At 62.6% G+C, this 12500-nt stretch carries 10 protein-coding genes and 2 pseudogenes; 5 read left to right on the top strand and 7 right to left on the bottom strand.

Translation table 11 applies throughout. From position 1 onward, the window contains the following. Positions 1 to 27: 27 nt before the first annotated feature. Positions 28 to 3123, bottom strand: a complete 3096-nt coding sequence (locus tag HX817_RS11705) for a multidrug efflux RND transporter permease subunit (protein ID WP_177040271.1) — start codon at positions 3121 to 3123, stop codon at positions 28 to 30. Further along, positions 3120 to 4286 (bottom strand): efflux RND transporter periplasmic adaptor subunit, encoded by a 1167-nt coding sequence (locus tag HX817_RS11700; RefSeq protein WP_177040270.1) that lies wholly within the window; start codon positions 4284 to 4286, stop codon positions 3120 to 3122. Before HX817_RS11700 ends, HX817_RS11705 begins: the two co-directional genes overlap by 4 nt. A gap of 214 nt (positions 4287 to 4500) precedes the next feature. Here HX817_RS11700 and HX817_RS11695 point away from each other — a divergent pair, with 214 nt between their 5' ends. From HX817_RS11695 to HX817_RS11685, 4 genes and pseudogenes are all read left to right on the top strand, one after another. Next, on the top strand, positions 4501 to 4743 hold the full coding sequence (locus tag HX817_RS11695) for a hypothetical protein (RefSeq protein ID WP_003216247.1): 243 nt from the start codon (positions 4501 to 4503) through the stop codon (positions 4741 to 4743). 169 nt (positions 4744 to 4912) lie between these two features. After that, on the top strand, positions 4913 to 5704 hold the full coding sequence (locus tag HX817_RS11690; RefSeq protein WP_008434195.1) for a transporter substrate-binding domain-containing protein: 792 nt from the start codon (positions 4913 to 4915) through the stop codon (positions 5702 to 5704). Positions 5705 to 5811: 107 nt separating this feature from the next. Beyond that, a pseudogene (locus HX817_RS31610) lies at positions 5812 to 6093 on the top strand (PAS domain-containing protein); the annotation flags it as partial. A 246-nt stretch (positions 6094 to 6339) separates the two neighbouring features. After that, positions 6340 to 7386: a methyl-accepting chemotaxis protein gene (locus tag HX817_RS11685; protein WP_371132889.1), complete on the top strand. Its 1047-nt coding sequence runs from the start codon at positions 6340 to 6342 to the stop codon at positions 7384 to 7386. 3 nt (positions 7387 to 7389) lie between these two features. Here the strand turns inward: HX817_RS11685 and HX817_RS11680 are convergent, their stop codons facing one another. From HX817_RS11680 to HX817_RS11665, 5 genes and pseudogenes are all read right to left on the bottom strand, one after another. Then, a complete protein-coding gene (locus HX817_RS11680; protein WP_177040268.1) occupies positions 7390 to 8133 on the bottom strand; it encodes a YkgJ family cysteine cluster protein in 744 nt (247 codons plus the stop codon). Positions 8134 to 8241: 108 nt separating this feature from the next. Then, a complete protein-coding gene (locus tag HX817_RS11675; RefSeq protein ID WP_177040267.1) occupies positions 8242 to 8724 on the bottom strand; it encodes an N-acetyltransferase in 483 nt (160 codons plus the stop codon). 3 nt (positions 8725 to 8727) lie between these two features. Beyond that, on the bottom strand, positions 8728 to 9630 hold the full coding sequence (locus HX817_RS11670; protein ID WP_102369883.1) for a chemotaxis protein CheV: 903 nt from the start codon (positions 9628 to 9630) through the stop codon (positions 8728 to 8730). A 51-nt stretch (positions 9631 to 9681) separates the two neighbouring features. Next, positions 9682 to 9780, bottom strand: a pseudogene (locus tag HX817_RS31300) (outer membrane lipoprotein carrier protein LolA); the annotation flags it as partial. Between the two features lie 28 nt (positions 9781 to 9808). Beyond that, positions 9809 to 10783 carry a D-glycerate dehydrogenase gene (locus HX817_RS11665; RefSeq protein WP_003216236.1) on the bottom strand — a complete coding sequence of 325 codons (975 nt, stop codon included), beginning with the start codon at positions 10781 to 10783 and terminating at the stop codon, positions 9809 to 9811. Positions 10784 to 11134: 351 nt separating this feature from the next. Between HX817_RS11665 and HX817_RS11660 the strand changes: the two genes are divergently transcribed. After that, the gene (locus HX817_RS11660) at positions 11135 to 12457 is read left to right on the top strand and encodes an OprD family porin (protein WP_177040266.1); all 1323 of its coding nucleotides are present in this window, start codon (positions 11135 to 11137) and stop codon (positions 12455 to 12457) included. Positions 12458 to 12500 lie beyond the last annotated feature (43 nt).

Genomic DNA, 12500 nt, shown 5'->3' with positions numbered 1-12500 from the left:
CTTTTGTTCCAGGACGGGGCCTCAGCCTCAGTGTGTGATTGCCAGCTGGGGAGCTGGTTTGGGTCTGTGGAAAAACTTCTCGAGGTACAAGTATATGACCGGTGTGGTGAACAGCGTCAGCGCCTGGCTCACCAGCAACCCGCCCACCACCGCGATACCCAGCGGCTGGCGCATTTCCGCGCCGGGGCCGGAGCCCAGCATCAGCGGCACCGCACCCAGCAGGGCGGCCAGGGTGGTCATGATGATCGGCCGGAACCGCGTGACACACGCCTCGTAAATCGCTTCCTCGGGCGGCAGGCCGCGTACGCGCTGGGCGTCCAGGGCGAAGTCGATCATCAGGATACCGTTCTTCTTCACGATCCCGATCAGCAGCACCAGGCCGATCAACGCCATGATCGAAAAGTCCTGGCCCATCAGTGACAACATGATCAGCGCCCCCAACCCCGCCGACGGCAAGGTGGAGATGATCGTCAGCGGGTGCACGAAGCTCTCGTACAGCACACCCAGGATAATGTAGACCGCCACCAGTGCCGCGAGGATCAGCCAGGGCTGGCTGGCCAATGAACTCTGGAACGCCTGGGCCGCGCCCTGGAAGTTGCCGATGATGGTGGTCGGCATGCCGATTTCATTCTTCGCCTGGTTGAGCAGGATCACCGCATCGCCCAACGCGACGCCGGGTGCCAGGTTGAACGACAGGTTGGCCGCCGGGAACATGCCGTCATGGCTGATGGACAACGGCCCGACGGTAGGCGGGTCGACCTTGGCCACCGCCGACAGCGGCACCATCTCGTTGGTCAGCGGCGAGCGCAGGTAGAAGTAGTTCAGGCTTTCGGCCTTGCCGCGTTGCTGGGTGTCCAGTTCCAGCACCACCTGGTACTGGTTGATCTCGGTCTGGAATTCGTTGATCTGGCGCTGGCCGAAGGCGTCGTACAGTGCCTGGTCCACATCGGTGGCGGTGAGGCCAAACCGCGCGGCGGCCTGACGGTCGATGCTGATGTGGGTGATGCTGCCGCCCAGCTGCAAGTCGTTGGACAGGTCGCGGAACGCCGGGTTGGCCCGCAGTTTTTCGGTGAGGCGCTGGGTCCAGGTATTCAGGGTCGGGCCGTCATTGCTCTTGAGCACGTACTGGTACTGGGCGCGGCTGGGGCCGGAGCTCAAGTTGATGTCCTGGCCGGCCCGCAGGTACAGGACGATGCCCGGCACTTTCGCCAGTTTCGGGCGGATCCGGTCGATAAACTGGCTGGCCGACACGTCGCGGTCCCCGCGATCTTTCAAGGCAATCCAGAACCGGCCGTTGGCGATGGTCTGGTTGCTGCCGGTCACACCCACCGAATGGGAGAACGCTTCCACCGCCGGGTCATCCTTGACGATCTCGGCGATTGCCTTGTGCTTGGCGACCATGTCCGGGAACGACACGTCGGCCGCGGCTTCGCTGGTGCCGAGGACGAAGCCGGTGTCTTGTACCGGAAAGAAACCCTTGGGGATAAACACGTAGCCGACCACGGCCAGGGCCAGGGTCACCATGAAGATCGCGGCCATGGTGCGTTGATGGGCCAGGGCGCGGCGCAGATTGCGCGCATAGCCGGCCAGCAGGCGTTCGCTGAAACCGGGTTTGTCGTGGGCATGATGGGTTGGTGCGCGCATGAACAATGCGGCCAGGGTCGGCGCCAGGGTCAGCGAGACCACCACCGAAATCAGGATGGTCGAGGTGGCTGTCAAGGCAAACTCCTTGAACAACCGCCCCACGACACCGCCCATGAACAGCAGCGGGATAAACGCCGCCACCAGCGAGAAGCTGATGGAGACCACGGTAAAGCCGATTTCACCCGCGCCCCTGATTGCGGCTTCGCGCTTGTCGAGGCCCGCTTCCAGGTGGCGGTGAATGTTCTCCACCACCACGATCGCATCGTCCACCACAAACCCCACGGCGATCACGATCGCCACCAGGGTCAGGTTGTTCAGGCTGAAGCCCATCAGGTACATCAGGGCAAAACTGGCCACCAGCGACACGCCGAGCACGCTGGACACGATCAACGTGGCCGACAGCTGGCGCAGGAACAGCGCCATCACCGCCACCACCAGCAGGATGGCGATCAGCAGGGTCACTTCCACTTCATGCAGGGACGCGCGGATGGTCTTGGTGCGGTCGGTCAACACGCTGACCTGCACCGAGGCCGGCAGCATGGCTTGCAGGCGCGGCAGTTCGGCTTGAATGCGGTCCACGGTCTCGACGATATTCGCGCCGGGCTGGCGGGAGATCACCAGGTTGACGCCTGGGGTGTCGCCGGACCAGGCCTGCACGTAGGCGTTTTCCGAGCCGTTGATGACTTTGGCGATATCCCGCAGCTGTACAGGTGCCCCGTCCTTGTAGGACACGATCAGTTGGGCGTAATCCTCGGGGTGGAACAACTGGTCGTTGGTCGAGAGGGTCGACACGCTGTTCTCGCCGTAGATCGCGCCCTTGGCCAGGTTCAGGCTCGATTGCTGGATCGCCAGGCGCACGTCCGCCAGGGTCAGGCCGATGGCCGCGAGTTTATCGGCCGACGCCTGCACCCGGATGGCCGGGCGTTGCTGGCCGGTAATGTTGATCTGGCCGACCCCGTCGATCTGGCTGATCTGCCGGGCCAGCAGGGTTTCCACGTAGTCGCTCAGCTCGGTGCTGGGCATGCTGTCGGAGCTGACGCTGAGGATCAGCACCGGGCTGTCCGCCGGGTTGACCTTCTTCCAGGTCGGCAGGCTCGGCATGTCGCTGGGCAGTTTGCCGGACGCGGTGTTGATCGCCGCCTGCACTTCTTGCGCGGCGGTGTCGATGCTCTTGGTGAGGGTGAATTGCAGGGTCAGCAGGCTGGAACCCAAGGCACTGCTGGAAGTCATCTGGGTCATGCCGGGGATGGCGCTGAATTGCACCTCCAGCGGCGTTGCCACGGATGAGGCCATGGTGTCCGGGCTGGCGCCGGGCAGCGTGGCGCTGACCTGGATCGTCGGAAATTCCGCTTCCGGCAGTGGGGCGATGGCTAGGCGTGGGAAAGCGATCATCCCGAGCAATACCAAAGCGAAGGTCAGCAGCAAGGTGGCGACCGGGTGGTCGACGCACCAGGCCGACGGCGAACGACTGCCGCTCATGGCTGCACCTTGGCATCAACGGTCTGGATCACCTGCGGCGGCTCCTTGAGCACATCGACCTGGGCGCCCGCCTTGAGCCGGGACTGGCCGTCGCTGACCAGCACATCGCCGGCCTGCACACCCTGGAGGATGTTCATGTCGCTGTTCTGGTACAGCACCTGCACCGGCACCACCTCTACCTTGTCCCCCTTGAGCCGGTACACGAAGTGCGAATCCAGGCCTCGTTGCACCACGGTAGGCGGCACCACCAGGGCATTCTTGTGCAGGGCGGTCTGGATGCGGATCGTCACCAACTGCCCCGGCCAGAGTTTCTGTGCGCCGTTGCTGAACTCGGCCTTGGCGCGGATGGTGCCGGTGGTGCCGCTGATCTGGTTGTCGATCAGGCTCAGGCGACCTTCGCCCAACAGGTCGCCGGTCTGGCCGTCGGTGTCGGCGCCCATGTAGGCGTTGACGTCGGCGGGCAGTTGCGCGGCGATCAGGCCTTGCAGGGTCGGCAGCATCTGTTGCGGCAGGGAGAACTCGACGGCAATCGGGTCGATCTGGGTCACGGAGAACAAGCCCTGGGTGTCGCTCATGCGCAGGAAGTTGCCTTCATCCACCGTGCGAATCCCGACGCGACCGGTAACCGGCGAGCGAATCTGGGTGTACGAAAGCTGCACCTGGGCCGAATCAATCGCGGCCTGGTTGCCTTGGGCCGTGGCCTTGAGCTGGTTGACCAGGGCTTGTTGCTGGTCATAGGTCTGCTTGGACACGCCGTCGTCGATGCTCAGTTCCTTGTAGCGCTTGAGGTTGACCAGCGCGACTTGCAGTTGCGCCTGGCTTTCCCCGAGTTGCGCCTTGGCCTGGTCCAGGCTGGCGCGGATCGAGCGGTCATCAATGGTCGCCAGCAGGTCACCGGCCTTCACCAGTTGACCTTCCTTGACCAGCAATTTGGTAAGGATGCCGTCGATCTGCGGGCGAATCACCACGCTGTGCAACGACAGCACCGAGCCGATGCCGCTGACAAACCGCGGGATGTCCTGCTGTTTGACGCTGATCACCCGCACCGGGATCGCCGACGATACGGTCAGTTTGGTCTTGGCCGGGCGGGTCACCACCCAGGCAACCACGGCCAGTACCACAAGGACGCCCACGATCAAGGCAGGTTTTCGTTGAATGTGCATGGGGTGAGGCGCCAGGGCAAAGGATCGGAAGAATGAAGGCTCTTTATAGCCCGCCAACCGGGTCAGCAAAGTGACTGCTAACTGACAGCGCCGTCAGTAAAGTCCGACCATTCGTACGAGCAGTGGTTAAAGATCCGAGGCGCGCAGGTATACTGCGCGGCGGTGTGGCCTGCAAGTCGGGCCCGCGTCATTTTCAGTACTCCCCGGAGCTTCCATGAATTCCCCGACACAACCCGCTGTTGAAGCGGTCGACATCGACCAACAGGCCAACCCTGACAGCGTCGAAGGCGAAACCAAGGCCGAGATCCCGGCGTTCAAGTTTCCGTTCAAGCCGGGCGAACTGGCCGGGGCGAAAAACGCCAGCCAGCCGTGGTACAAAAACGGCGCCAAGAACGGCCACACCAAGAGCCCGGGCATGGCGCCTCCCGGCACCCGTCGCTCGATGGGCAAGCGCTGACCGGTAATAAATCCTCCGTAATGGAGATTTATGCCTACAACAGTTACTGACGTTTCGCCTTGTAGGCCTGCGGCCAATTCTTGAAAGCTTGCATGACACCCGCTTGCCCCGACTCTTTCGCTCGGGGCTGGACGTGGTAAAGCTGGTTTTCTGGAAAAGGACGTCCCCTGTGGTTCTGATACGCACCTGTGTCGTGCTGTTGTTGTCGCTGATGGCCAGCGTTTTCTCCACCACTGCGGCCAGCGGTCAACCACGGCATGAAATTCGTTTCGCCGTTGCTGCGCAATTTCCACCCTTCCAAAGCCGCAATCAACATGGCCAGCTTGCAGGGCTGAACATCGAGCTGGGCAATGCCCTGTGCATACAGCTCAATGTGCGGTGTACCTGGGTCGACCAGGTCCTTGTGGAAAACTTCCCCGCCCTTGAAGCCAGGCAATTCGACGCGATCATGGGCATGGCCCCTACACTGAAACGGCGCCAGCGGGTGAATTTCACCGATAACCTTTATCCGATCACCACGCGCCTGGTGGCCCGCAAGACATCAGGGTTGAAGCCGACCCCACGGTCACTGAAGGGCAAGCGCGTGGGCGTTCTGGTGGGCAGCAACCGCGAAGCCTTCGCCCTGTCGAAGTGGGCGCCCAAGGGGGTCATCGTCAAGGCATTCTGGCGCAATGACGAGTTGATCCGCAGCCTGCTGGCAGGCGACATCGATGCAACATTGCAAGGCACCGTGGAAATCCGTGAGGCGCTGCTCGACACCGCTGATGGTCAGGTTTTCGACTTCCTCGGCCCTCACGTCTCCACCGAACTGCTGGGTAACGGCGTGGCGATCGCACTGCGCAAGCCCGACACCGCCTTGCGCAGCGCCCTCAATCACGCCCTCGAGCAACTGAAGCAGAGCGGCGAATACCAACGCATCATCGAGCCCTACCGCCTGGACGCGCCGCTCTCCAGACCGTAATGGCCAATTAATTGCGCGGAACATGAGCTGGATCAGTATTTGCCCAACCGGTGCGCTTAGAGTCGACGCCCTGCCGACTCCTCCAACAATCACGAGCGCGCTTTTCCATGAAGATCAATCTGCCGGTCACCGGTCGAAATGTGGATTTTGCCCCCGACGCCAATATCCTCTCGACCACCGACCTGACCAGCGCAATTACCTACGCCAACCAGGACTTCATCGATATCAGCGGCTACACCCGCGAGGAGCTGCTGGGCACGCCGCACAACCTGCTGCGTCACCCGGACATGCCGGCCGCGGCGTTTGCGCACATGTGGCAGGTATTGAAAAGCGGTCGCTCGTGGATGGGTATGGTGAAAAATCGCTGCAAGAACGGCGATCACTATTGGGTCAGTGCCTATGCCACGCCGGTCACCCGGGACGGCGTGACGGTGGAGTATCAATCGGTGCGCACCAAGCCCGATGCACGGCGGGTGCGTCGGGCCGAACGGGCCTATGCCCGCCTGCGTGCCGGCACTCGGCGAGCACGGCCCGTGGTGGGCATGACCTTCAAGCTGTCGGCATGGGTCCTGGGGGCTTGCGCCGCAACCTGGGCATTGGGCCTTGGGCTGGCGCCTTATCCGCTGACCTGGCAACTGCTGGCGGGAACGGCGGCCTGCGCCGTGGGGGTAGCGGGTGTGCATGGCTTGTTACGGCCCCTGGCACAGTTGAACCAGCGGGCACGGCTGATTGCCGATAACCCGCTGAGCCAGGCGATCTACACCGGGCGCAAGGACGAGTTCGGGCGTATCGAGTTTGCCATGCAGATGCTGGAGGCCCAGGTGGGCGCAGTGGTCGGCCGGATTGGCGATGCGTCGCAACGTCTGTCCGGCCATGCCGCGGCGCTGGTGCAACAACTGGACAGCAGCCACACCAGCAGCCTCGGCCAACAGACCCAGACGGATCAGGTCGCCGCCGCGATCAATCAAATGGCCGCCAGCGTGGCGCAAGTCGCCGAGCACGCGCTGCAGGCGTCCAGGGCCGCTGACCAGGCCGGCAGCGAAACCCGCGAGGGCCATCAACGGGTGGATGAAAGCCGCGACGCGGTGCTGCGTTTGTCCGAGGAACTGGCGCGGGCCACCGCAGTGATCCATCAACTGGAAAGCCACAGCGGCGATATTTCCGGGGTGCTGGAAGTGATCCGGGCGATTGCCGAACAGACCAACCTGCTGGCGCTGAATGCCGCCATCGAAGCGGCGCGGGCCGGGGAGCAAGGACGCGGGTTTGCCGTGGTGGCCGATGAGGTACGAGGCCTGGCCCAGCGTACACAGGATTCGACCAATGAGATCCAGCGCATGATCAGCACCCTGCAAGGCGGCGCCCGGGATGCGGTGCAGGCGATGGCGCAAAGCAGCCAGCATGTGGAGGCCAGCGTCGATCAGGCCCAGCGCGCCGCTGCCGCACTGGATGGGATCAGCCAGCGAGTGACCCGGATTACCGCCATGAGCCAGCAGATTGCGGCGGCGGTGGAAGAACAGAGTGCGGTGAGCGAGGACATCAACCGCAACATCATCGGCATTCGCAATGCCGGGGAAGTGACGGTCAGCGCTGGCCAGCAGAGCCAGCTCAGCTCAGGCGACGTGGCGGGGCTGGCGGATGACTTGCGGCGGTTGGCGGAGGAATTCTGGGGCAAGCGCCGCTAGCGCTTAAGCCGCCCGCAATGAAATGAAGGCGTAGTTCGCCGGCACCTCGGTGGCAATCCGGGCGCCGGCATCCAGCAGTTGCTCGGCAATGTCCATCCCGGACACATGAAACACCCACTCATTGGCCTGCACGACTTCTTGCGTCGCCAACTCGATCGCCTGGGCAAACAGGCCCATGTCGGGCAAGTACGCGGTAAACCCATCGCCCTTGAGCGCCGTGGTACGGATGCCCAGCAACCCGCACACGGCTTCCTTGGCCTGGATATCATCGCGGTCAGCCTGGCGTGAGCGGCGGATCAACTCGGCCAGCTCCTTGTCCATCAACTCGCCCCCCACGATCAGCGCCGGCCCCTGCTCCCAGGATTCCGGCGGGCAGTCCTTGGCGCCGGGGTTCAACGGGATGTGCGGGTTGATCTCCATGGGGTAGATGCGGCACACCAACGGCCGCCGCTCGTAAATGCGGCAACGGTCGTCTTCGTCAAGATTCCGGCAGCGCCCGGCGTTATAGGCGGCAAAGGTGATTGCCACATACGCCTCGGTATTGCCGCTGGGCACGATGGCGGAACGGCGTTGTGCGTGGTCACGTTGCAACTCGGGCAGCCCCAGGCCACTGCCCAGGAAACCTTCCACCAGCACGATGACATTACCGCCGTCAGCCGCCCAGCTGCGGGCTTCTTCGAGGGTCAAGGGCACATGGTGGTCGGTGCAGCATTTACCGCAACCGACGCAGGAAAAATGGGTATTCATGGAGGATCTGTCACCAGGCAAGGTCAGAAGGCACTCATGAACGGTGGCGGGTTTTTGCCTCTGTTCACCGTTCTGCCTCTGTGCAAAGCAAGTTATGCGCCAGCGCCGTCATTCCTCGGGGACAAGGTCGCGAAGCACAAACACCATGCCCGCACGTTCATACAGCCGCCGTGCCCGCAAGTTGGACTCCAGCACCTTGAGGTCGACAAACGCTTCGCCGCGTTGCTTGAACACCTGGAAGGTGTGCAGCAATAACGCACGGCCCAACCCCATGCCCTGGGCACAGGGGTGAATGGCCAGGTTCTTGATGTAGGCGCTGGTCCAGCATTGGGACACACCCAGGATGCCGCTGGCGTTACTCGCCACCAGGCACAGTTTTGGGTCGAACTCGGCATCGGTAACGAACTGCTGGCGCCAGTGCTCAAGGGAGCCGACCCGTCCGCCGCCTTGTTCCTGGGCCAGGCTCAATACCGCGTGGATCGCCGGGGCCATGGCTTCGCGGTAATGATCCAGCTGGATGCCCGCCGGCCATTGCGGGGCGGGCAGGCTGCCGGTGAGGTCGCGACGCAGCAGCTGAAAATATTCACCCACCGGTCACAGGCCCTGTTGCGCCACGGTCTGGGCGGCTACCACCAGGCACTTGGTCAGTTCCGGCGAAGAAAACTTGGTGAGTACCGCATTGGCACCGGCCAGGCGGGCTTTTTCGCTGTTCATCGCACTGTCCAGGGAGGTGTGCAGCAGCACATAAAGGTCCTGGAAGTCCGGGGTTTCCCGCAGGGTGCGGGTAAAGGCGTAGCCGTCCATTTCGGACATTTCGATGTCCGAGACCACCACGTTGATTTGCTCGACGGTGCCTTGCAGCTCCAGCAAACGGTCAATGGCTTCCTTGGCACTGCGGGCGGTGTGGCAGGTGAGGCCGAGGTTGCGCAGGGTGTGCACCGACTGCTGCAGCGCCACCTGGCTGTCGTCCACCACCAGGATTCGGGCGTTGCCCAGCACTTCGGCTTCTTCCATGGTCAGGTCGGTGGGCGCCGCTTCGATCTGCGCCGGGGCGATGCCGTGGATGACTTTCTCGATGTCCAGCACTTGCACCAGGGCGCCTTCGACCTGGGTCACACCGGTGATAAACGAACGCGTACCGCCGGAACCAAACGGCGGCGGGCGAATGTCGGTGGTCAGGCAGTGCACGATCTTGCTTACCGCCTGCACATGCAGGCCCTGCTTGGAACGGCTTACATCGGTGACGATCAGGCAGCCGCCGTCCGGGTCTTGCAGGGGCATTTCCCCCAGGGCGCGGCTCAGGTCGATCACCGACAACGCGGTGCCGCGCAAGGTGGCGATGCCTTTGACGTGGGGGTGCGACTCCGGCAGCTTGGTCAGCGGCGGGCAGGGAATGATTTCACTGACTTTCAGCAGGTTGATCGCCATCAGCTTGCCGCTGCGCAAGGTAAAGAGCAGAAGCGAGAGTGAATCTGCGCGGGCTTTGGTGGTGGACATAAAAACCTTCTGTGGATCAGGGATGACGATCTATAGACCGTTATCGACTTGCACGCGAAAAACTGTAGGAGCGAGCTTGCTCGCGAAGAACCTGAGGGCGCTGTGTTTATCCAGGCTGCCCGCGTTATCGTTGACGCTTTTCGCGAGCAAGCTCGCTCCTACCTACAACAAGCAGTCGTCAGCCCTTCCACACCTGCGGGTTTACCAGATCCTGCGGACGCTCGCCCAGCAAGGCGCTGCGCAGGTTTTCCAGGGCGCGGTTGGCCATGGCTTCGCGGGTCTCGTTGGTGGCCGAGCCGATGTGCGGCAGGGTCACCGCATTGCTCAGCTGGAACAGCGGCGACTCGGACAGCGGCTCCTGCTCATACACATCCAGGCCCGCACCACGGATGGTCTGGTTTTGCAGGGCCTGGATCAGCGCCGGCTCATCCACCACCGGGCCACGGGAGATGTTCACCAGGATCGCACTGGACTTCATCAGGCCCAGTTCACGATGGCTGATCAGGTGGCGGGTTTTCTCGCTCAACGGCACCACCAGGCAGACGAAATCGGCTTCGGCCAGCAACTGGTCGAGGCTGCGAAATTGCGCGCCGAGTTCCTGTTCCAGTTCGGTCTTGCGGCTGTTACCGCTGTATAGAATCGGCATATTGAAACCCAGGCGACCCCGACGGGCGACGGCCGCGCCGATGTTGCCCATGCCGACGATACCCAGGGTCTTGCCGTGTACATCACAGCCAAACAACGGCGCGCCGACGCTGGCTTTCCACTGGCCGGCCTTGGTCCAGGCGTCCAGCTCGGCGACGCGGCGGGCGCTGCTCATCAGCAGGGCGAAGGCCAGGTCGGCGGTGCTTTCGGTGAGCACATCCGGGGTGTTGGTGAGCATGATCCCGCGCTCATTGAAGTACGCCAGGTCGTAGTTGTCGTAGCCCACCGACACGCTGGAAACCACTTCCAGTTTGCTCGCACCTTCCAGTTGCGCGCGGCCCAGTTTGCGGCCTACGCCGATCAGGCCGTGGGCATGGGGCAAGGCTTCGTTGAACTGGGCGTTGATGTCGCCCTGCTTGGGGTTGGGGGCGATGACATCGAAATCCTGTTGCAGGCGTTCGATCATTTCCGGGGTGACGCGGCTGAAGGCGAGGACGGTCTTTTTCATGGAAGGCAGGCTCATCGACTACGTGGGAATGGCAAGCACGCTAACATTCTTGGGTAGGGCTTGTCAGGCCGGCCCTCACACCCCACAGCCAGACTGTTGCGATTTGGGCAACAGTCATTATCTTGTTACACTCTGTATCGCACCGCTCACCTGCGCTAATTTGTCGCATCGATGAGCGCAGCGGTTAAGACCGACCCGCTCTCCCCCGATTTCCCTCGACTTATTTCCAGGGCTCTACACTGGGAATCTGTCTTAAAGCCGCTGAGTTCAGCGGCTTTTTTTTGCGCTGAAAAAAGGCCAGGAACCCCAACAACACTGGCCGGTTTCGATTGACCCAAAGGAGCTCCACCGGTGAAAACCTCGCTGACGTTCACCCCGTTATTCCTCGCGATTGCTGCAACGATCGTTCCCCTTGCCCACGCGGCAGACACCCCGGCCACCGACGGCTTCGTCGAAGGTTCCAGCTTCAAGATCAACACCCGCAACTACTACATGAACCGCGACCGTCGCGACATTCACACCGATGACAGCAAGGAATGGGGCCAGGGCTTCATCGGCATCTTCGAATCCGGCTACACCCCCGGCATCGTCGGCTTCGGCCTGGACGCCAACGCCATGCTCGGCCTCAAGCTCGACGGCGGTGGCGGCACCGATGGCTCGAGCATCCTGCCGGTAAGCTCCGGCAACGGCAAAGCGCCCGGCTCGTTCTCCACCGCCGGCGCCACCCTGAAAATGCGCGCCTTCGACACCGAACTGAAAGCCGGCGACCTGTTCCTCAACAACCCGATGATTGCCGGCGGCATGACCCGCATGCTGCCGCAGACCTTCCGCGGCGTGAGCCTGACCAATCACAGCCTGGACGGCTGGATGTTCGAAGGCGGCCAGGCCAGCTTCACCAAGCTCTACAACCAGAGCGGCCGTCGCCGCATCGGCACCAGCTACGGCGCATTGCCCAATGGCGAAGACAGCCGCCACCTGGACTGGGCCGGCGTGTCCTTCAGCGGCGTGCCGGGGTTGACCAGCAACCTGTACGCGTCCGAACTCAAGGACATCTGGAACCAGTACTACTACGACCTGGACTACACCTGGCAGTTGAACGAGCTGGTCAGCCTGAACCCGGGCCTGCACTACTACCACACCCAGGAGACCGGCAAAGCCTTGCTGGGCAACATCGACAACAACACCTACAGCCTGCATTTCACCGTGGGCGTGGGCAATCACAGCGTTACCGCCGCCTACCAGCGGGTCAACGGCAACACGCCGTTCGACTACATCAGCCAGGGCGACAGCATCTACCTGGACAACTCCCAGCAATACTCCGACTTCAACGGCCCCAACGAGCGCTCGTGGAAGCTCAAGTACGCCTATGACTTCGTCGGGCTGGGCCTGCCGGGCCTGACCTCGGCAGTGTCTTACATCAGCGGCAAGACCGACCTGACCACGGTCGATCCGGACAGCCGTGGTTACTCATCCTGGTACAGTGCCGACGGCAAGAACGCCAAGCACTGGGAACGGGACATCGACCTCAAGTACGTGGTGCAAGGCGGCAAGGCCAAGGATCTGGCCGTGCGCCTGCAATGGGCGACCAATCGCGGCGGCAATGGCTACGCGGCAGTGGACCGGGACGTGGATGAGTACCGCGTGATCGTCGACTATCCGATTGACGTTTTTTAACCTTCAGGCTTTCTTTTAGCGGCGACGACTTATTTTTCACAGC

This window comes from Pseudomonas sp. C6002, from assembly GCF_013385805.1.
Taxonomy (GTDB): Bacteria; Pseudomonadota; Gammaproteobacteria; order Pseudomonadales; family Pseudomonadaceae; genus Aquipseudomonas.
Note: the sequence above shows the minus strand (reverse complement) of the source record. Positions and strands in the feature narration are given on the sequence as shown.

Coding starts and splice junctions, on each gene's coding strand:
- HX817_RS11705 (WP_177040271.1), bottom strand. CDS start 3,123: ATGAGCGGCAGTCGTTCGCCGTCGGCCTGGTGCGTCGACCACCCGGTC.
- HX817_RS11695 (WP_003216247.1), top strand. CDS start 4,501: ATGAATTCCCCGACACAACCCGCTGTTGAAGCGGTCGACATCGACCAA.
- HX817_RS11665 (WP_003216236.1), bottom strand. CDS start 10,783: ATGAAAAAGACCGTCCTCGCCTTCAGCCGCGTCACCCCGGAAATGATC.
- HX817_RS11680 (WP_177040268.1), bottom strand. CDS start 8,133: ATGAATACCCATTTTTCCTGCGTCGGTTGCGGTAAATGCTGCACCGAC.
- HX817_RS11670 (WP_102369883.1), bottom strand. CDS start 9,630: ATGTCCACCACCAAAGCCCGCGCAGATTCACTCTCGCTTCTGCTCTTT.
- HX817_RS11700 (WP_177040270.1), bottom strand. CDS start 4,286: ATGCACATTCAACGAAAACCTGCCTTGATCGTGGGCGTCCTTGTGGTA.